The organism is Tenacibaculum aquaeponti, assembly GCF_052084715.1.
Lineage (GTDB): Bacteria > Bacteroidota > Bacteroidia > Flavobacteriales > Flavobacteriaceae > Polaribacter.
Map to the genome: position 1 here is coordinate 352,467 of NZ_CP197288.1, position 21,694 is coordinate 374,160.

Genomic DNA, 21,694 nt, shown 5'->3' on the forward strand with positions numbered 1-21,694 from the left:
TTATTAGAGTAATATCGTTTTTAAATAAAAAAGTTGGCTTTTAAACCAACTTTTAACTTTTATAAATTATAAAATCTAATACTCTCTCGAATTAATTCTTCAGAAGCCTCACAACTTAATTCAAAATCTTCATAATCATTTAGTAAAACAAACTTTACAACACCAGCTTCATTTTTCTTATCGTGAATCAATAATCCCATAATCGGGCTAATGTCTTCTGTAGAAATTTCAATTTTTCCGTAAATATTGATGATAGCTTCTTTAATTTCAGCTGTTTTTTCTTCTGAGAAATTTAAAATTTTAGAAGATAAATAAGCTTCACAAACCATTCCTATAGCAATGGCTTCACCGTGGGTAAGATTTTCTTTATGTTCAGAATCTAAAAAGTAAGACTCAACAGCATGTCCAATTGTATGACCCCAATTTAAAACTTTACGCAACCCTTTTTCCTTAGGATCTTCAGTTACAACTTCGTTTTTAATCTCAATAGATCTATGAATTAAGTCAATGATATTTAAATCAGGATTATCTTTTATTTCATTAAATAAGTGAATGTCGTGTGTCATTCCATATTTAATAATCTCAGCAGTGCCAGAGCGAATTTCCCTTGGATCTAATGTGTGTAAATACTCTGGATCAACTAATACCATTTGTGGATTAGCAAAAACTCCAATTTGATTTTTTAAAACTCCTAAATCTACTCCAGTTTTTCCACCAACAGAAGCATCTACCATTGAAAGTAGCGTAGTAGGAAGATTGATAAAGTCGATTCCTCGTTTAAATGTAGAAGCAACAAAACCACCTAAATCTGTTATAACTCCACCACCAAGTGTAATTAATAAACTTTTACGATCTGCTCCTAATTCAGTCATAGCATTCCAAACACCCAAACAAGTGTCTAAGTTTTTATGAATCTCTCCTGAGTCGATTTGAATTAATTCAATTTTTAAGTCGGTTTCTAAATGTTGTATGAATTTAGGATAGCAATATTCAATAGTGTTATCATCAACCAATATAAAAATTGATGAATACGTATTTTCTTTTAAATGTAAATTTAATTCTTGATATGCTTTGTCAGAAAAATGTACTGGATATGTAGTTGCTTGAATTGTATTCATTGGTTGTTTTAATATGATGCAAATTAAATAGAAAATATTAAAATATTTAAATGTTGTCTTCTATATTTGTCGGAATAAAGTAAACTAGTTACTACTATCAATGAAACTTTTTGAAAATACCGAAGTAGCGTTTAAATTAAAATCAGATTCTGAGTTAGAAAGAGCTCATTTTCTGTTTCGCTTAATACAGAGTCAACCTATGGTAAAAATAGGAACTGCTGTTACAAACTTTGCTTTAAAAGCACATTTACCAGTTGAAGGTTTAATTCGTTCTACAGTGTTCGATCATTTTTGTGGAGGAATAACAGAAGAAGACTGTATTCCTAACATAGAAAAAATGTACAATGAAGGAAATGTTCATAGTGTTTTGGATTATTCTGTAGAAGGAAAAGAAGAGGAGGAAAGCTTTGATAGTGCAGTAAAAACTATTGAAAATATTATTAAGTTCTCTGAAGAAAAAAACTCAATTCCTTTTGCTGTTTTTAAACCAACAGGGTTTGGTCGATTTGCCTTATATCAAAAAATTGGAGAAAAAAAGCCATTAACTGTTGAAGAGGAAGAAGAGTGGAAGAGAGTTAAAGCAAGGTTTTACAAAGTTTGCGAATTGGCTTTTAAGAAAGATGTTCCTTTGTTAATTGATGCAGAAGAAAGCTGGATGCAAGATGCAGCAGATGATTTAGTTGAGGAACTTATGGAGAAATACAATAAAGATAAAGCAATTGTATTTAATACACTTCAAATGTATCGTCACGATCGTATGGAATATTTAAAGGCTTTACATCAAAGAGCACATCAGAAAGGTTTTCATATTGGAATGAAAGTAGTTCGAGGCGCATACATGGAAAAGGAAAGAGCTAGAGCAGAAGAATTCGATTATCTTTCTCCTATTTGTAAAACTAAAGAACTAACAGATAAAAACTACGATGAAGCTATTTTATATATGATGGAACATAAAAATATGGCTTTATTCGCAGGAACTCATAATGAGGAAAGTTCATATTTATTAATGCAATTAGCTGAGAAATATAATATAGAAAAAGACGACAAAAGAATGTGGTTTGGTCAATTATATGGAATGAGTGATCATATTAGTTTTAATCTCGCTAAAGAAGGATATAATGTAGCAAAATATGTTCCATTTGGACCTGTTCGAGATGTGATGCCTTATCTAATTAGAAGGGCAGAAGAAAATACATCTGTAGAGGGACAAACTTCACGAGAGTTAAAACTCCTTAAAGTTGAAAAAAAACGTAGAAAACTGTAATGACTGGAGTAGAAGAAATAAAAGCTTTACTAGTAAGTAATAAAATTCGTTTTTTAAATGAATTAAAAGAGAGTAAAGAACTTATTTTACTACTTAAAAAATCAACAACGAATAAGTTAACTACAGAAGAAAAACATAAGATAGAGGAACAGTTATTAGATATTTGTAAAGCTATACCAGCTTTTGCAATTTTCTTACTACCAGGAGGTTCTTTATTATTACCTTTGTTAGTGAAATTGATCCCTACAATTTTACCAAGTTCTTTTAGAAAAGATATAGAAGATTTAAAATAACAAACAACAATGCAACAAGATCATCAAATATTTGATTTAATTCAAGAAGAGAAAGAACGTCAACTTAATGGTTTAGAGTTGATTGCTTCTGAAAATTTTGTAAGTGAGCAAGTAATGAAAGCTCAAGGATCTGTACTAACTAATAAATATGCAGAAGGATATCCAGGTAAGCGTTACTATGGAGGATGTGAAGTAGTAGATGTAGTTGAGCAGATTGCAATTGATAGAGCAAAAGAGCTTTTTGGAGCTGAATATGTAAATGTACAACCTCACTCAGGAAGTCAGGCAAATACAGCTGTTTTTGCTGCATGTTTACAACCTGGAGATACTATTTTAGGATTTGATTTATCACACGGAGGACATTTAACTCACGGATCACCTGTAAACTTCTCAGGAAAACTTTATAATCCAGTTTTTTATGGAGTTGATAAAGAAACTGGTTTGTTAGATTATGATCATATCGAAAGTCAAGCAAAAGAACATAAGCCAAAGTTAATAATTGCTGGAGCATCTGCTTACTCAAGAGATATGGATTTTAAACGTTTCCGTGAAATTGCAGATAGCGTTGGAGCTATTTTAATGGCCGATATTTCTCACCCTTCTGGATTAATTGCTAAAGGTATTTTAAATGATCCGTTACCTCACTGTCATATTGTAACTACTACAACTCATAAAACATTACGTGGGCCAAGAGGTGGTATGATTATGATTGGTAAAGATTTCGAAAATCCATTTGGTTTAAAATTAAAAAGTGGAAAATTAAAGAAAATGTCTACTTTAATAAACAGTGCAGTTTTCCCAGGAAACCAAGGAGGACCGTTAGAGCATGTAATTGCTGCTAAAGCAGTTGCTTTCGGAGAAGCTTTAACTGATGAATTCTTAGAGTATCAAATTCAAGTTAGAGCAAATGCTCAAGCAATGGCTGCTGCATTTGTAGAGAAAGGATATCATATTATTTCTGGAGGAACAGATAATCATATGATGTTAATTGACCTTAGAAATAAAGGAATTACGGGTAAAGATGCTGAATTAGCTTTAGGTAAAGCAGAAATTACAGTAAATAAAAATATGGTTCCATTTGATACAGAATCTCCATTTGTCACTTCAGGAATTAGAATTGGAACACCAGCGATTACAACAAGAGGTTTAGTTGAAGAAGATATGCTTATTGTTGTTGATTTAATCGACGAAGCTATACAAAATGCTGATAATGATGAAAAATTACATGAAATAGGTGAAAAGGTACAGGATTTAATGCACCATAGAAGATTATTTGTAATGTAATTTGTATGTAACATATATAATTAAAAAACGGTTGTTATTTAAAACAACCGTTTTTATTTGGGGATTATTAATAACTACTGAAAAGAGTTAATTTTTAATTATTTTCATAGGTCTTGTAATATGTACATTATTTAAAGTAGTAGTGATAATGTAAATTCCTTTTAACCCAAAATCATTACTGTTTAATTGAATTGTATGATTTCCAGCTTTATTTGTTTTCTCATAAACTGTTTTAGATTGTCCTAATAAATTCATTACAGATACTTTTAAAACACCTTTTTGAGTTGTTGTAATAAATAAGTTTCCATTCTGATTAATTGGATTAGGAGCTATTCTTACAGAGTTTTCTGTTGTTAAATCAGAATTATTATTTACTGATATTTGTCTTGAAGAAACACATCCACTAGGACATGAATTAGACCAAACTCCTGTAGCTTTTCCATTAGAACTTCCAGTAATTCTAAACCATCCTGAAGTTCCTCTATTTAAGTCTACAGTTTGCTGACCATTTCCATTGTTAAAAACAACTCCAACATTATTTACAGAAACATTACTAGGTAATGTAAATGAAGTTGAAGACCAAGAAGTACTAGCTTGATTTTGCATTGTTCTACCTGGCCAAGCAGGAGTTCCAGCTAAAGTAGAATTTGTATTCGTGTTATATAAATATACATTTACAGTATTTCCCCAAGAAGATGTTCTTAAAAAGTTTAATGTAACATTATTATTACTTGGAGGTGGTGGAGTAGCACCATCACAGTCAGACGGACACGCATTTGTCCATGTGCCATTGTCATACCAACCAGTTGAGCTTCTTGTTAAATCATCAGTTTGGTTATTTCCATCATTAAAAATTACACGAACATTATTTAACGAAGTTCCAGAAGGAATAGCAACTTCGTAAGAAAACCAAGGTGTTCCAGAAATGTTAGTTGTTGCCTGTCCTGGCCAACCTGCGGTTCCAGAAATTGTAGTATTAGAACCAGCATCAAAGAAATAAGCGTTTACACCATTTTCCCAACCATTTGGTTTTTTAAAGTTAACAATAAATCTAGTATTAGTTGTCGGTGGATTTGTACTTCCACTGCAATCAGACGGACATGTATTAGACCATGTTCCATTATCATACCAACCATTAGTACTTCTGCTTAAATTATCAGTTTGACTAGTTCCATCATTAAAAATCACTCTAATATTTTCAGCAGCAACACCAGAAGATGGGTTAACTTGTAATGAATACCATGGAGTTCCATTAATATTAGTAGCTGATTGTCCTGGCCAACCTGTAGTTCCCGGAATAATAGCATTTGTAGAAGTATCAAATAAATATACATTTACATTATTTCCCCAACCACTAGGTTTTTTAAAGTTTACAGTAAAAGGATCAACTTGAGCTGGAGGAGGAGGAGGCGTAACAATTCCACCTTTTGTCCAAACTGCATAATCTGTTCCAGAAGTACGCAAAGTCCAACCTGAACCTTGAGGAGACCAATTACCACCACCAAGTTTCATTGCAATCGTTCCATTTCTTCCATCAATGTAAGCTGCATAAACATCGTTTCTTGCTTCAGCAATATTAATAGACGAACTCGCAAAAATTCTTACATCTTTTCTAATTGCTATCAAATCTTTGATTGCCTGTCTTACGCCATTTCCAGCATCAAAATAATGTGTCCAGAAAATCATAGGATTACCTGGGTGAGTTAGAATGTAAGCATATCCCTTTCTTAAGTTTGTTTCACCACCAGGGAAAACATAGTTAGAACCACAACATTGTTGTGCAAAACCAGTATCGTGATTATCTAAGAACGTTACCGATTTTCCTGGATTAATACCAATCATTCCAGATGGTCTTCCTTGTCCATCTCTTAGGTATGACATATTGTTGTCTCTAATAGCATCTTGTAAAGTAACTTTAGTATTAAAGTCAAATGCAGAAGAAGACTGTTGTGTAAAGTTTACCCAGTTATTTGTTTGAACTCTACTACTTTCTAATAACTCTCCTACAGCAAAGTAAGGCTGTGTAGCATCATTATATTCTTTGTTATATATTGGATCATATCCATGAACAAAATCATATCTCCAACCGTCGAATCCTAAATCATTCTTTAAGAAATTCATCCAGTTTTTTATCTCTTGTCTTACAGCTGGATTTCTATGATCTAAATCTCTAGCAGGACCATAAGTTCCGTTTGAACCATCAGCTTTTAAAGCTGTACCAGGAAAGTAATCTGAATTAATACTAAACTCTACAGGAAAGTTAACAAAGTTTCTTCCTTCATCATCGGCAGTAATAAATGTTGTTGGCCAAGCAGGATTTGTGAAAGTAACTGCGTCACTAGTACCAACTCTATGGTTAATTACAATATCTCCAATAATTTTCATTCCTAAATTATGATATTGATTAATTAAGTCTCTTAATTGAGCTTCTGTACCATAAGCACTATTAAAATTATATAATTCTCTTGGTAAATATCCTTGTGGAGCTGCAGAGTCACTCACTGGAGGTAACCAAATTAAATCGACACCAGCACTACTTATTTCTGCACTATTTTGAGTGACAACATTAAACCATGTTTGTCCAGCAGGTTGGTTTTGAACATTCCAATCGAAAGCTTGAAACATTACATCTTCGTCTTGTGCTTGTATATTCCATGCTAAAGAGAATATTAAAATAATTTGTAATAATTTTAGAGTTCGTTTCATTGTGTTATTTGAGTTTATTTGAAAGGTTATAATAGGATAGTTGTTCTTAAAAAACATTTTAAATTGTTTATTTTGATAATGTTTTTAAGAAAAAAGTGAAATTATTATCACTTTAAAACGAATTTATTGTGAAATAGTCAATCAAAAAAAAGGAAAGGAAAACTAAATCGATTTCGTGTTAATAAATAAATCGATTTTCTACGAAATGATTATCAATAATTAAATTTTAGTTGATTAAAACTTGTTTTTATGTATTACGATATCGTTGTCGTTTTGTAAGATTATAATGAAGTGAATTGATTGTTAAGTTATTTTTATTTTTTGTTTAAGCAATACTAATTTATTCTCATTACAACTGCTGATTTGCAAATATGTTTTTTCTTGATCTGGAAAAGTATGAATCGCTAAATGACTTTCAGCTAATAACCAAACAGCAGTGTATCCTTTAATAGGAAAATTATGTTCTATGAAGTTAACAATGTTAAATCCCGAATCGATTAATAACCTTTCTAATTTGTGTTTTAATTGATCAGTATTAGTGGTAGATAACCAAGTATCAAAGTGGAACATTTCTGCCTTTAAAGCAATGTATTTTTCGTTATTTTTTTTCATAATTAATAAATGTCCCAGTTTCCTTTGTTATAATATTCGTAAAGTACTGGATTACTAATCTGATTGATTTCTATTGAATCTAATTTTTTCTTTTTAAAAAAGTCTTTTCCGAAGGAAGTAATTAATTGCATGGCTTCTTTATTTAACCATTTTGTTGTAATTACTTTCGTATCTAATTGATTCAATTTAGCCATCATTTCTTGTTTAGAAAGTTGATTTTTAGTTCCTAAAATCCAACCCCATTCTCCCATAGAAAGTACCTGATTATGTAATGCTAAAACACTATAATTGGCTTTTTCCATAGTCTTTTCTATACATTTATATGCATAAGGAGTATAATAAGGACTACCAGCTTGAGTAATTAAACCACCATTTGGAGTTAGCTTTAATCGACACAGTTCATAAAATTCTTTAGAATACAAACGAGCTAATTCTACATTTCTAGGATCAGGAAGATCGATAAGAATTAAATCGAAAAACTCTTTGGTATCCGTAACATATTTAAATCCATCTTGATTAACAATACGAACTTTTTCATTTGTTAGAGACTTTTCATTAATAGCTACCAATTCTGATTCATTAATAAAAAGATCGGTTAGTTTTTTATCTAAATCGACAAGAGTTATTTGTTCTAAAGAAGGATATTTTAATAATTCCCTAGCAGCACAACCATCACCACCACCAAGAATCAAAACTTTCTTAGGTTTGTCTAAAATATGCATTACAGGATGCACTAGAACCTCATGGTACATAGGTTCATCAAAAGTAGAAAACTGTAAATTATCATTTAAATATAACCAGTAATCATTTTTCCATTTGGTAACCACAATTTTCTGATAAATAGATTGCTCTTGGAAAACAATTTTATCTTTATACTTACTTTGTTCTCCATGTAAAATGATTTTTCCAGCAAAAATATTTCCGATAATTAATATGGTAACCAATACTCCTGCAAAAGAGAATAGCATGTTTTTCTCTTGCTTATTCAATTTATTTTTAAAAAATATAAGTAGAAGAATGGCTACAAAAAGATTAATAAAACCTAAGATAAAAGGCGTATGAGTTAGCCCTAAATAAGGAAGACCAATAAACACAAAAAATAATCCACCAATTAGACTTCCGTAATAATCTTTTTCTAAAATATTAGCTACGTTTAGTTTTAGTGATTGAAAATCGTTGTTTAATCGCATTGCCAAAGGAAGTTCCATACCAATTAACATTCCTGTTAAAATAGCCATTGAGTAAATGTAAATAGATACATATTCTAATTGAGTAGCTAGATAATAGGTTGTAACTGCCGAGAAAGAAACTAATAAGGAAAGAGCGAATTCTGTAAAAATGAAAAGTTTAAATACATTTCCATCAAAAGATTTCGTAATTCGACTACCTAATCCCATGCTAAATAGCATCAAAGAAATTACAATAGACCACTGCTTAACAGAATCTCCAATAAAATAAGTAGATAACGTGGCGAAACAATATTCAGCAACTATACCCGATAATCCTGTTGCAAACAAGGCAAGAAATAAAATTCTTCTTTTAACTTTTATGGATGCCATTTACATACAATAACTTATAATGATAGCACTACCGATATAAGCAAAAGCTTCTATTAAAGCAGCTCCTTTATTCGGAATTTCTTGATGTACAATTTCATCAGTTAGATTACTCTTAGGTAGTATTATTTTTTCAACAAAAATTCTAGATAATGGAAGTAAAATAATAGCTAAACCTAAATGATATGCAATATCTTCTAAAGCTATTTCCCATGATTCTATATCACCTCTAGAAGCAAATGAATATAAGAAAGAAACTGCCACAAAAATACTAGCATATACTATTCCTACAGCATTATTATCTTTTTGAATTTCTTTGATAAAATCGTATTTCACAAACTTGCGATATACTTTTAAAAATATGTATAAGATAACTTGACCTAATAACCAGAAGAATAATAAACTTAAAAAGTCAGATAAATAATGTCCTATTTCTCCGTGATCTGGAAATAAATTGATGTTTCTACCAGAAATAGCACCATAAATGATTAATCCTGCTCCAATAAAATTAGCAGCTTCCATAAAACCAGTTCCTAAATTTTCATCTTTTATAATTTCTTTATAAAATCGGAACTTTTTTCCAAAAACTATTTTTTCATTAATAATAGAAGTAAGAATCAATAGTAAATTCCCGAAGAAAGAATAGAATAAGATTAAAATTATATCTTTTATTAATCCGTGTGATTCACCATGCAGAACGCCAACAAAAATGGTTAAAGTAGCAATAAAATAACCCGTAGCAGTTACAGCAAATGCTACATTATCTTTTATGGTTAATTCGCTTTCAATGTCTATTTTTCTATTTTTTAATTTAAAAAACAGTTTAGCAATAATAAACGAGGCATAAAATAGCGTTACATACGTTACGGTTTTAGTAAGCCAAATAAGTGTATTTTCTTCCATAATTTTCTATTTACCAAATCCTCTTGAGCTTCTACCTCTGTAGTAATTGTTTGTATTTCTATAAACTTTCGTAGAGTCATTATAATCTCTGTTACTATTCCAAGAATTATTATTTGAGCATTTTCCAAGCATTAATGTCATTAAAATAAAAGCTCCAAAGATTAGGCCTACAAAATATCGACTGATAAAACTTCCTAAAGAACTAGTATCAACAAAAGTTTTTCTTTCTTGAATATTTTTGATTTCAGTTTTAGAAATCAATTTCCCAGTACAAATTTCAATTTCATCATCCCATAATTGAATAGAGAAAAATTTTGTATCGTCTGTGTTGGTATAATCTAAAGAATTTACTCTTTCCGATTCGTAATCATAATAACAAGTTCCATCGCAACGCTCATCAAAATCATACGCTACGCTTTTGTAATTGAATTTCTTAGGAAATTTTGCATTATTGATAGAAACATAATCTGTTTCAGTTTTTGTAATTTGAGATAAGAAATGATCTATGCTATATAGTTTTTCCCAAAACGTATATTTAGGCGATTCTTTTCTAACATATTCGATCATTAAATATCGAATAATACCGTTTTTATCTTTTACTTTATATTCTGTTGTATTAGAACCATCATCCCAATTAATCTTATATATATCAACAACTTTCCAGGTCTGAGTTTTATAATTGAATAAGTATCCTTTTTTTAACTCTTGCATTTACACTTCAATTTTTGATTAATTATCGTCATTTGCTCTTTCAATAATACTTTCTGGAAGTGCTTTTTTAGCTTTAGCTCCCATTTTTTTAAGTTTTTCTACACTGGTAATTAAGTTTCCTCTTCCATCAACTAATTTATTCATAGCTGCACTATAATCACTTTTGGTTGCATCTATTTTCTTTCCTATATTAATTAAATCTTTTAAAAGACCTTCAAATTTATCATATAAGGCTCCAGCTTGACGAGCAATTTCTATAGCATTACGCTGTTGCTTTTCATTATTCCACATCGTATCGATTGTTCGTAAAGTAGCTAATAAAGTAGTAGGAGTTACAATTACAATATTTCTTTCAAAAGCTTTATTGTATAACGTATTGTCTTCATTTAAAGCTACAGCAAAAGCAGGTTCTATAGGAACGAAAAGTAACACGAAATCTGGAGATTCTATTTTGTAAATATCTTCATATTTCTTTTCAGAAAGTTGTTCAACGTGTCTTTTTAAAGAAATTAAATGTTCTTTTAAGAAGGTTGCTTTTTCTGTGTCATCATCAGAATTTACAAACTTCTCGTAAGCAGTTAACGACACTTTACTATCGATAACCATTTTTTTATTATCAGGTAAATGAATTACAACATCAGGTAAAATACGTTTTCCTTCTTCATTTGTAAACGATTGTTGTACAAAATACTCTCTATCTTTTTCTAAACCAGATTTTTCTAAAACACGTTCTAAAACTAATTCTCCCCAATTTCCTTGAGTTTTACTATCACCTTTTAAAGCTCTAGTTAAGTTTAAAGTTTCTTTGCTCATTTGAGCATTTAATTCTCTTAAACCAAGAATTTGTTGACGTAAAGCAGAGTGGTAATCAATACTTTCCTTATGAGTTTTATCTACTTTATCCTCAAAATCTTTAATTTTCTTTTCTAAAGGATTTAAAATGTTTTGAATATTCTCCTTATTCTGAACAGTAAATTTATTCGACTTTTCTTCTAAAATTTTATTCGCTAAGTTTTCGAATTCTTTTGTGAATTTTTCTTGTAATCCTTCTAATTCACCTTTTTGTTCAGTAAGCTTATGTTGTAAGTTTTTTAGATCAACATCTTGACGCGTATTGACTTTTATTAAACTTTCTTTTTCTGTTTGTAAAAACTTTAATTCATTTTTTAATTCTTCTACATTTTTTTCAGAAGAAAATTTATATTCAGTTAAAGATTGATTTCTTTCTTTTAAAGTATCTTTTTCTGTTTGAATAGTTTTTAATTCTTCCTTTAGAATTACTATATTATTTTCAGCAGTAGTTTTTTGCTCCAAAAGCATTGAATTTCGTTCCTGAAGACTAGAATTGTCTTTTTCTAGAACAGAAGCTTTACTTTTTTGAATGATAAAACCTACCAAAAAACCTATGATAATTCCTACAAAACCAGTTGCTAAAATGTATAATAACTGTTCGCTCATTTATATAAAAAATTAAAACGGTAAATTTACCACTTTAACATGAATTAATGATACAAGCAATTTCTAAATTTATTTTCACCAAAATATTAGGTTGGAAAGTAACAGGTAGTTTTCCTAAAGATTTAAAAAAATACATAGTTATTGGTGCTCCCCATACAAGTTGGAAAGATTTTCATATTGCTATTTTAGCTAGAAATACCGTTGGAGTTAAAATTAATTATATAGCAAAAGCGTCTTTATTTAAACCTCCTTTTGGATTTATTTTTAGAAAACTTGGTGGTACTCCAGTTAATAGAACAAAGAGTAGTAATTTGGTAGATAGTATTGTGTCTATTTTTGAAGAGAAAGAAGAATTTAGATTAGCACTTTCTCCAGAAGGAACTAGACAATTTACTGAGAAATGGAAAACTGGATTTTATTATATAGCGAAAGGTGCAAATGTACCTATAGTAATGTTTGCTTTTGATTTTGGAAACAAACAAATAAAAGTTGCAGAACCTTATTATTTAACAGATGATAAAGAAAACGATTTTAATCATTTTCTAAATTTTTATAAAGATATTGTTCCTGCTAAACCAGAACTCTTTAATAATAAAAAGCTGCTTTAAAAAGCAGCTTTCTTTATGTATTATCCTTTGTAAAATGGCAGTTTAACCACTTTTGCTGGAATTTGTTTCTTTCTAATTTGTATTAATATATCAGAATCTACTTTAGAGTTTTCAATAGTGACATATCCTAAACCAATTCCTTTACCTAAACTCGGACTCATAGTACCGGAAGTTACTTCTCCGATTACTTCTCCGTTTGTATTTACGATTTCATAATCTTTACGAGGAATACCACGTTCATTCATTTCAAAAGCCACTAATTTTCTTGAAACACCGTTTTCTTTTTGAGCTTTTAAGGCTTCAGCATTCACAAAATCCTTAGAGAATTTTGTAATCCAACTTAAACCAGCTTCAATAGGAGAGGTAGTATCTGTAATATCATTTCCATATAAACAATATCCCATTTCTAAACGTAAAGTATCTCGAGCTGCTAATCCAACAGGTTTAATGCCCCAGTCAGCACCAGCTTCAAACACTTTTTTCCATAAAGCTTCTACATCTTCATTTTTTACATAAACTTCAAAACCGCCAGACCCTGTATATCCTGTGGCAGATACCACCACGTTTGGAATACCTGCAAAATCGGTGATTTCAAATGTGTAAAATTTAATGGTTGATAAATCTACTTTAGTTAAAGATTGCATAGCTTCTGCAGCCTTTGGACCTTGAATAGCTAATAAAGACCAGTTTTCAGATCTATCTTCCATATCAACATTTAAATCGTTATGTTGAGAAATCCAGTTCCAATCTTTTTCAATATTAGATGCATTTACAACTAGCATATACTCGTTTTCTTTTATCATGTAAATGATTAAATCATCTACAATACCACCTGTATTATTAGGCATACAAGTATATTGAGCTTTTCCAGGAACTAACTTTGAAGCATCGTTGGTTGTAATTTTTTGAATTAAAGCTAAAGCGTTTTCTCCTTTTAGAAAAAACTCTCCCATATGACTTACATCAAAAACACCAACACCATTTCTAACCGTTTCATGTTCAATATTTACACCTTCGTATTGCACCGGCATGTTATATCCAGCAAATGGGACCATTTTTGCACCAAGAGCTTCATGTACGTGTGTTAACGCAGTATTTTTCATTTGAATTGTTTGTTTTTTAGATGATTCAAAAATATTGAATCCTTTTTAAAGACTATAATCTTTTTAAATAATCTCTTAATTTTTTATGTAAATTTTATTATTAAGTTTAACAAAGAGGTATGTTGTTATAAATACAATATATTCGCGAATACAAAATGTTTAAAATTATGGTTAGAGAAAAAAGTAGCTTTTTATTTGTGATTATATGTTTAATAAATATAAATGTAAAAGCGCAAGAAGGTTTATTTGTTCATAAACATAAATTTACTAAGCAAGATACTTTAAGAGGAACTATTACACCTGAAAGAGCTTGGTGGGATTTAACATATTATCATTTAGATGTTACTGTAAATCCAGAGGAAAAATTTATTAAAGGGAAAAACGAAATTCGATATAAAGTTTTAAATTCATTTCAAACATTACAAGTTGATTTACAACCGCCTTTAAAAATCACGAAAATTACTCAAGATGGAAAAGAATTAAAATTTTCTTCAGATATAAATGCACATTTTGTAAACTTAAAAAAGAAGCAAAAGAAGGGAAGTCAAAATTCAATTACTGTTTATTATGAAGGAAATCCTAAAGCTGCAAAAAATGCACCTTGGGATGGTGGTTTTTCATGGAAGAAAGACGGTAATGGAAATCATTTTATAGCAACTTCTTGTCAAGGTTTAGGAGCTAGTGTATGGTGGCCAAATAAAGATCATATGTACGATGAAGTTGATAGTATGGCTATAAGTGTTAGAGTACCAAAAGATTTAACAGGAGTTGCTAATGGAAGATTACAAAAAATAGAAAAGCATAATGATAACACTACTAGTTATCATTGGTTTGTGAAAAATCCAATTAATAATTATGGCGTAAATGTTAATATTGGTGATTATGTTAATTTTTCTGAAAAATATAATGGAGAAGGAGGAGAGCTAGATATGAATTATTATGTTTTAAAAGACAATTTATCTGAGGCTAAAGAACATTTTAAAGACGCTCCTAAAATGATGAAAGCTTTTGAATATTGGTTTGGAAAATATCCTTTTTATGAAGATAGTTTTAAATTAGTTGAAGTGCCTTATTTAGGTATGGAACATCAAAGCTCTGTTACCTATGGGAATAAATATTTAAAAGGCTATTTAGGAAATGATTTATCTGGAACTGGTTGGGGATTAAAATTTGATTTTATTATTATTCATGAAGCTGGTCATGAGTGGTTCGCAAATAATATTACAAATAAGGATATTGCTGATATGTGGATACATGAAAGTTTTACAGCATATTCAGAAAGTTTATTTTTAGAGTATTATTATGGTAAAAAAGCAGGTTCGGAATATGTAATTGGAACAAGAAGAAATATTGCTAATGATAAGCCTATAATTGGAGTATATAATGTGAATCATGAAGGATCTGGAGATATGTATTATAAAGGCTCAAATATGCTTAATACTATAAGAACAATAATAAATGATGATGAAAAATGGAGAATTATTTTAAGAGGTTTAAATGAAACATTTTTTCATAAAACAGTAACTACTGAAGAAATAGAGAATTATATTAGTACAATGGCAGGAGTTGACCTTTCAAAAGTTTTTGATCAATACCTTAGAACAGTTAAAATTCCTGTTTTAGAAAATAAAATTGAAAATGGTAAATTGTATTATAAATGGAATAATGTAGTTAAAGGATTTAATATGCCTTTAAGAGTGAAATTTAAAACCGAAGAAATTGTTTTAAAACCCACTGAATTATGGCAAGAAATTAAAATTAATTCTGATAGAGTTTTTATAAATGAGAACTATTATATTAATCAAGAAAAAAAGTAGTGTTTAGTTGTTTTTTATTTATTAATCAAATAGTTATATAGATCAACTAAAAATCAAAAGTTATGTACTATATTTATATTAATTTTTTGTTTTTATAACTAGTTAACCTCAATTTTAACATAAACATTTTCATCTATATGAAAAAAGTGATCTGCATATTTTTATTATTATGTATAAATTTAGCATCATTTTCTCAAACTGATTCTGATTACGAAAAATTAGTTGAAAAAGTTACCAAATTCATTAATAGTCAAGATTTTAAAAGTGTTTATGAATTGTTTTCTGACAATTTAAAAAAAGAAAATAGTTTTGAAAGTCTAAGAAAGACTATTCTTAATCATCAAAAAGAACTTGGGAAAATTACTTCTACAGAGTTTTGGATGGAAGGTGAATTAGGTAATTGTTATTTATTAGAATTTGAACAGGCTACTATGGTTTTAATAGTAAAGTTACTACCAGAAAATAAAATATCAGTTTTCAATATTGAAGAGTATTAAATAACTAAAAACAAGTGTTTATAATTTAACTCTGAAACTAATATTTGGAGTAAAGCCTAAAGAAATATTATCAATTTTAGATAAATTTCCGTTTTCTATATCATAGTAGGTATTTAATACATTTTTTCTATCTAAAATATTCCACATTGATAAACCAGTACTAGCATGTGATTTCCATATTTTAAAGTTGTAGTTTATAGAAGCATCTAATCTGAAGTAATTGGGTAATCTGCTACTATTAGGATCTTCATAATTAATACTACTTCCTGTTGAACTTACCCCATTAGGTTCTGTAAAAGGTCTACCTGAATGCCAATTAAAGCCAAGCGCAAAATCTATATTTTTATAACTATATGTCCCATCTAAACTAATTACACTTCTAATATCTACATTATTTGGAAAGCTTTTTGATTCATTTAAATTCTCGAAAATATAATCGTTTTTACTGTAACTGTAACTTAACCATGTTTTTAAGTTCTTAAGTTTTTTATGAATCAATAAGTCTACACCTTTAACCTCATAATTTCCAATGTCATTAATTAATTGAAATTGATTTTGAAATCCTTGACTTCTACTACTTATATTATTAACTTTTTTATAATAAGTTTCTATACTAATTAACCATTTGTTTTTTTCGTAAAATAAACCTAATCCAAGTTGCTGACTTGTAAGTATAGGAGTATTTTCATTAGCTAATACCCATCTTCTTTTTTCTATTCCTAAAAAATCATTTTGTAAATCAATTATTTGTGATGTTCCTTGACTTTTGAAATCTGTTGTAAACTCAAATTTAAAATTTTCATGAAATTTATAGTTAAAAGCTAATCTAGGTTCAAATGAAAATCGCTTAAATTTTTCAAAATAACTTATCCTTAATCCTCCTTTTAAATAAAAATTATCACTAGAGTAATTTAGTTGCGTGTATAATGAGTGTGTTATTAATACTTGCTTAATAAAGCGTCTGAAAAAAGGATCATCAATTTTTTCTAAATTACTTATAGCTATTTGAGAAAAGTGATATCCGTTAGACCAAGTTGTATTTGGAGATATAATTAATTCTGTATCAAATTTATACCCATTATCTTGAATTTCGTTTTCTTGAGTGAAGTTTTGTTTATCTATAATATTAGCATTGGTAGAAGATAAGTTATAAAAAGAAAAATAAGCTTGAGCAGTAAGTTTAAAACGATCGTTTAAATCTCCAACATAAGTTATTCCAGTGCTTATATTGTTCTGATTAAGTTCACTTTTTAGCTCTTCATCTCTCAAAGAGTTAATCAAAGATTCGTTATAGGTTAAGTCATTTTCTATATTTAATAGTACAAATCTAAGTTGATGATTCTCTTTTATATCCCATATTAATTTACCGTAAAAGTCATGAAATTTAAAATTTTCATCTTTTGTAATAATACTGCTATCATCGGAAATCAGTTGTAAGTCAGAATTTTGAAATGCTCTTTGGAAATATTGATCAAAAGTAGGTGTGTTTAAGAAATCTGTGGTAGATCTTCTTGCTGCAATCTGTAATTCTAAATTCTTTTTCATAGGTATAGTACTCAAAATATCTAGATTAAGTAAATTCATACCGAAGCCTAATTCAAATTTATTTGTAATTTTATTAGGTAACTTCATATCTATGATACTAGATGTACTTTCACCGTATTTAGCACTACTTCCTGTTTTTGATAAAGTTATATTGTATTTAAGATTAGGATTAAAGGCAGAAATTAAACCAAAAAAATGACCAGATTGGTACATACGAATACCATCAAAAAGAATTAAATTTTGATCATGTGTACCACCTCTAATATTTAAATTTGAAATAGATTCATCTGAACTTACTACACCAGGAAAAGCATTTATTGCTTGTAAAACATCTGGTTCAATAAGTCCTGGTAAAATTCCTAGCTTATCTGTTTTAACACTAATTGATCCATCATTGTTTTTTGAAATCCCTGAGGTTAAATAGCCTTGAACAGAAATTTCTTCTAAATTTTCAAATAAAATATTTTCTGTGTTTTTAGTTTTAATGATAATAAAACGATCATTTAAAATTTTAAATTCTAACTTTGTTTTATCTTCTAAGAAAAATAAAATTTTATCTAAACTTAAAGAACTATTTGTCGGAGGTGATATATAAATCTCCTCAATTGTCTTATCAGCATAAGAAAAACTTATATTAAATTTTCGTTCAGTTTTTTTTAAAAATTTAACAAGAGGTATTTCATTTTCATTTTGACCTAAAGAAATGAAAATGTTAAGATTAAATATTAATAGAACAAAAAAAAACTTATTGAGGATTCTCACGCTTTAAAATAATTTCATCTCCTCGGATTGTGTAACTTAAATTTAAAGGTAAAGTTATTGAATTTAAAGCTAAATTCAAGTCTTTATGGTTAAATTTACCAGTAAATAATTGTTGAGTGTTGATATTATTTATTGTGAAATTGACTTTATATTGTCTTTCAAATTCTTTAATTACTTCTAAAAAAGGCTCACTAACAAATTCACTTTCATTGTTAATCCAAGAAGGAGAAATATTTCCTGTTTCTTTTTCTATAAATCGCCCAAATTTAAAAGAATCTCCTGGTGATAATTTTACTATTTTGTTTTTGTATTCTACACTTACAAGACCTTCATAACAAACAACCTGAAAGATGCTATCCCTAGTTTTTATATTAAATTCTGTTCCTAATACAGTCACATTACCTTGTTCTGTAATTACTTTAAAAGTAGAACCTTTGGCTACCTTAAAAAATGCTTCACCTTTTAAAATAACTTCTCTCTTTTTATCCCAAGAATTTTTATTGTAATTAATTGAACTTACTGCGTTTAATTTTACTGTAGAAGCATCGGGTAAAGATGTTGTAATTTTGTTAGCATAGCCTGTTTCAACTTTAGTAATATTGTCTTTGTTGAATAAAAAATAATAAGCTCCTAAGGTAATTACAAAAAGAGCTGCAATTTTAGTTAGTACACTAAAAATATTTAAACTGTTTTTTTTCTTTTTAGAAATAATGTTGTTTAAAATTTGTTGTTGATTAACATTATGTTCTGCCTTAAATTTCTTAAGACTTTCAGAAATATACATCAGTTCATCATAATCTTCAATAGACTTAAAGCTTTCAAGTTCTTGAGGATTAAGATCGTGATCTAACCATTTTTTTATTAATTCTGTTTTTTCCATATCTATCTACAATACTATAACAAGTAGAGAATAAAAATTCCTACCCCAAAAAGATTATAATCCATCAATATCTTCTCTTAATTTTTTTAATGCACCGTAAATTCTTTTTTCAACAGCTTTTACTGAAATACCTAAAATTTCTGCAATTTCTTTAAATCTTTTTCCTTCTATACGATTTAGTAAAAAAGCAACCCTTTGAGATTCAGTTAGATTGCTAATTGCGTTTTGAATTTTATTCATGTATTCCTTTTCTTCTAAAACGAAATCAGGTGATTCATTAGTAGATTTTTTTTGGGGGATTTCAGCGTACTTTAATTTTACTTTTTCGTGGTTAACTTGATTTAACATCAAATTATTTGCAGTAGTGTATAAAAAGCTTTTTGCTTTATCTGGTGTGATACGATGGCAATTTTGCCAAACTTTTAAAAAAGCTTCTTGAACTTTATCTTCAGGATTTAGTTTTTCACCAAATTTATAGTATAAAAAATTATATAAATCTTTAAAATGCTTATTAAAAAAAGAAGAGAAAAGATTTTCGTTACAAATATTTTTATGTATTGGTTTTTCCATTAAGCAACAGCCATAATTTTTTTGTAATTTATAAAAAAACGATTACGAAGGTAGGATTTTTTTTTAGTTTGTTGTTATAATAATGAGCAAACAAAAATTACGAGGTTGATTTTTAATAGTTAACAACGCTTTGTATAATTTTTTTATGAAATCAAACTTATTTTTATTTTATTGAAACATTAATCCTTAATTTTGAGTTTGCTTTTTTAATTTAAGTTTTTGTAAGTTGTTGAATATTAATTTTATTATGAGTGTCAAGCGTAATCAGTTTTTAGCTTTTTTTTTGCTAGTTGTTATAACGTTAATACTATTTTCCTGTCAAAAAGAAGTTATAGAAATATCTAGTTCTCAAGAAGAAGAAATAAAGTTAACTACAAATTCTACTTTAACAACTTTAATTACTCAAACTGTAACTAATGATGGTTCAATAGATAATATAATAGATCAAGCTAATTGTTTAGAAGTCAAATTACCTGTTTTTGTTGTAGTAAATGGAACTGGAGTCGAGATTAATTCAATAGAAGATTATCAAGTAATTGAAGAAATTTTTGATAGATTTAATGACGATATTGATAGAATTGATATTCAATATCCAATAAAAATTGTTACAAATGAATTCACTGAAATAGAAATAGATAATGAAAATGAATTAAAGGAATTAGTTAGCACATGTAAAGGTGAAAATGAAAAAGATGATGATATAGAATGTATTGATTTTGTATACCCAATATCAATTTCTGTTTTCAATACGGATTTTGATATTCTTGATACTAAAACTGTAAATAATGATGCTAACCTTTATGTTTTTTTACAAAACCTTGACGCTTCAACTATTGCAAATATCAAATATCCAATTACTTTAATAAAAGCAGATGATACATTAATTTCAGTTAATAATAATAAAGAATTACAAGAAGCTATTATTGATGCAGCAGATAGTTGTGATGAAGATGATGATTTTAATTACAATGATGATGACCCTGATTATTGCAATGTTGATTTTGTTAAACAGAGTATAGAAAAATGTTTATGGAAAGTTACATCATATGCTAATAATTCATTATTAGAGAATTATAGCTTAAGGTTTAGTAGTGATTTAACTTTTACAATAATTCAAAATGGAACAATTGAAGGATTTGGAGATTGGTCTGTTGATTCTTTAGCTGATGGAAATGTGTTAAAATTATCTTCAACTATAACAAACTTTAATGGTGAATGGATAATAAAAGAATGTGGAGATAAATTTTTAGAGGTAAAATTAAATGATGACATAATGAAAATTGAAAAAATATGTCCAGATTTTACCGAAGATAAAGTAAAAGAAGTTTTGTCAGGTTGTAATTGGGCAATTACAGATTTTATAGATAATGGTAACAATCTGTCTGATCAATATTCCGATTTTAAATTTAAGTTCAAATCAGATGAAACATTTGAAATTACAGACGGAACGGATACATATACAGGCTTATGGAAAGTAGAAACTAATGAGTTTGGAAATGTTACTATTAATATTTCTTCAGTATTTTCTGATATTGTTGATCAGTATTTTGTGGCTAGTTTAGAAAATAGTAATGTATTAATTCAGAGTAATTCTGGAAAAACTATTAAACTTCAAAAGGATTGTAGTACAGCTCCTGATGATATAAGTGTTGATAGATTAAATTTTTTAGTTCTTAATTGTATTTGGAAAATAGCAGATTTAAATAAAGACGGTAATAATTTAACTGCAAATTATACAATGTACAGGTTTAAGTTTTTCCAAGATGGGACTTTTATATTTTATAATGCGTTTGGTGGTGGAGATTATTCAGTAGGTATTTGGAAAGCTGAAAGAACAAATAAAGTTGTATTTTTATTAAGTTCTCAAAACCTAAGTAATGAAATTAAAGGATTCTTCGAGGTTGTTCTTTTGGAAGACGATAAGTTAAATTTATTTGTTGAAGGTATAAATGGAATACATGAAATGAAACTAGAAAGACAGTGTATTTAATTTATTGTACAAAATAT

Annotated in this window: 18 protein-coding genes; 7 read left to right on the top strand and 11 right to left on the bottom strand. The window is 28.6% G+C overall.

What is annotated here, in order from left to right; translation table 11 throughout:
• Positions 1-59: 59 nt before the first annotated feature.
• Positions 60-1,118 carry a 3-dehydroquinate synthase gene (gene aroB, locus ACSIGC_RS01665; protein WP_442266444.1) on the bottom strand — a complete coding sequence of 353 codons (1,059 nt, stop codon included), beginning with the start codon at positions 1,116-1,118 and terminating at the stop codon, positions 60-62.
• Between the two features lie 100 nt (positions 1,119-1,218).
• On the opposite strand from aroB, the gene ACSIGC_RS01670 reads away from it, so the two are divergent.
• Genes ACSIGC_RS01670 through glyA form a run of 3 tightly spaced genes read left to right on the top strand, consistent with a single transcriptional unit; the run spans position 1,219 to position 3,959 of the window.
• Positions 1,219-2,382 (top strand): proline dehydrogenase family protein, encoded by a 1,164-nt coding sequence (locus tag ACSIGC_RS01670; RefSeq protein WP_442266445.1) that lies wholly within the window; start codon positions 1,219-1,221, stop codon positions 2,380-2,382.
• Complete coding sequence (locus ACSIGC_RS01675; RefSeq protein WP_442266446.1) at positions 2,382-2,675, top strand: LETM1 domain-containing protein; 294 nt, start codon at positions 2,382-2,384, stop codon at positions 2,673-2,675. Before ACSIGC_RS01670 ends, ACSIGC_RS01675 begins: the two co-directional genes overlap by 1 nt.
• A 9-nt stretch (positions 2,676-2,684) precedes the next feature.
• Positions 2,685-3,959, top strand: a complete 1,275-nt coding sequence (gene glyA, locus ACSIGC_RS01680; protein WP_442266447.1) for a serine hydroxymethyltransferase — start codon at positions 2,685-2,687, stop codon at positions 3,957-3,959.
• An 87-nt stretch (positions 3,960-4,046) separates the two neighbouring features.
• On the opposite strand, the gene ACSIGC_RS01685 is transcribed toward glyA, so the two are convergent.
• From ACSIGC_RS01685 to rmuC, 6 genes are all read right to left on the bottom strand, one after another.
• Positions 4,047-6,665, bottom strand: a complete 2,619-nt coding sequence (locus tag ACSIGC_RS01685) for a starch-binding protein (protein ID WP_442266448.1) — start codon at positions 6,663-6,665, stop codon at positions 4,047-4,049.
• 303 nt (positions 6,666-6,968) lie between these two features.
• The gene (locus ACSIGC_RS01690; protein WP_442266449.1) at positions 6,969-7,277 is read right to left on the bottom strand and encodes an S-adenosylmethionine decarboxylase; all 309 of its coding nucleotides are present in this window, start codon (positions 7,275-7,277) and stop codon (positions 6,969-6,971) included.
• A gap of 2 nt (positions 7,278-7,279) precedes the next feature.
• Positions 7,280-8,836: a polyamine aminopropyltransferase gene (locus ACSIGC_RS01695; RefSeq protein ID WP_442266450.1), complete on the bottom strand. Its 1,557-nt coding sequence runs from the start codon at positions 8,834-8,836 to the stop codon at positions 7,280-7,282.
• On the bottom strand, positions 8,837-9,736 hold the full coding sequence (locus ACSIGC_RS01700) for a DUF350 domain-containing protein (protein WP_442266451.1): 900 nt from the start codon (positions 9,734-9,736) through the stop codon (positions 8,837-8,839).
• A 6-nt stretch (positions 9,737-9,742) separates the two neighbouring features.
• Positions 9,743-10,447, bottom strand: a complete 705-nt coding sequence (locus ACSIGC_RS01705) for a DUF4178 domain-containing protein (protein ID WP_442266452.1) — start codon at positions 10,445-10,447, stop codon at positions 9,743-9,745.
• 18 nt (positions 10,448-10,465) lie between these two features.
• On the bottom strand, positions 10,466-11,905 hold the full coding sequence (gene rmuC, locus ACSIGC_RS01710) for a DNA recombination protein RmuC (RefSeq protein WP_442266453.1): 1,440 nt from the start codon (positions 11,903-11,905) through the stop codon (positions 10,466-10,468).
• 50 nt (positions 11,906-11,955) lie between these two features.
• On the opposite strand from rmuC, the gene ACSIGC_RS01715 reads away from it, so the two are divergent.
• Entirely contained in the window at positions 11,956-12,513 is a 558-nt protein-coding gene (locus ACSIGC_RS01715; RefSeq protein WP_442267739.1) for a 1-acyl-sn-glycerol-3-phosphate acyltransferase, read from the top strand.
• A gap of 20 nt (positions 12,514-12,533) precedes the next feature.
• Here the strand turns inward: ACSIGC_RS01715 and gcvT are convergent, their stop codons facing one another.
• Positions 12,534-13,616, bottom strand: a complete 1,083-nt coding sequence (gcvT, locus tag ACSIGC_RS01720) for a glycine cleavage system aminomethyltransferase GcvT (RefSeq protein ID WP_442266454.1) — start codon at positions 13,614-13,616, stop codon at positions 12,534-12,536.
• A gap of 167 nt (positions 13,617-13,783) precedes the next feature.
• Between gcvT and ACSIGC_RS01725 the strand changes: the two genes are divergently transcribed.
• Both ACSIGC_RS01725 and ACSIGC_RS01730 read left to right on the top strand, forming a co-directional pair.
• Positions 13,784-15,433, top strand: a complete 1,650-nt coding sequence (locus ACSIGC_RS01725) for a M1 family metallopeptidase (protein ID WP_442266455.1) — start codon at positions 13,784-13,786, stop codon at positions 15,431-15,433.
• Positions 15,434-15,570: 137 nt separating this feature from the next.
• On the top strand, positions 15,571-15,930 hold the full coding sequence (locus ACSIGC_RS01730) for a DUF3887 domain-containing protein (protein ID WP_442266456.1): 360 nt from the start codon (positions 15,571-15,573) through the stop codon (positions 15,928-15,930).
• 18 nt (positions 15,931-15,948) lie between these two features.
• Here ACSIGC_RS01730 and ACSIGC_RS01735 read toward each other — a convergent pair whose 3' ends face one another.
• Genes ACSIGC_RS01735 through ACSIGC_RS01745 form a run of 3 tightly spaced genes read right to left on the bottom strand, consistent with a single transcriptional unit; the run spans position 15,949 to position 19,687 of the window.
• Entirely contained in the window at positions 15,949-18,237 is a 2,289-nt protein-coding gene (locus tag ACSIGC_RS01735) for a TonB-dependent receptor plug domain-containing protein (protein WP_442266457.1), read from the bottom strand.
• A complete protein-coding gene (locus ACSIGC_RS01740; RefSeq protein WP_442266458.1) occupies positions 18,221-19,117 on the bottom strand; it encodes a FecR family protein in 897 nt (298 codons plus the stop codon). Before ACSIGC_RS01740 ends, ACSIGC_RS01735 begins: the two co-directional genes overlap by 17 nt.
• Positions 19,118-19,171: 54 nt before the next feature.
• Positions 19,172-19,687, bottom strand: a complete 516-nt coding sequence (locus ACSIGC_RS01745) for an RNA polymerase sigma factor (RefSeq protein ID WP_442266459.1) — start codon at positions 19,685-19,687, stop codon at positions 19,172-19,174.
• 247 nt (positions 19,688-19,934) lie between these two features.
• Here ACSIGC_RS01745 and ACSIGC_RS01750 point away from each other — a divergent pair, with 247 nt between their 5' ends.
• Entirely contained in the window at positions 19,935-21,677 is a 1,743-nt protein-coding gene (locus tag ACSIGC_RS01750) for a hypothetical protein (protein ID WP_442266460.1), read from the top strand.
• The last annotated feature ends 17 nt before the right edge of the window (positions 21,678-21,694 follow it).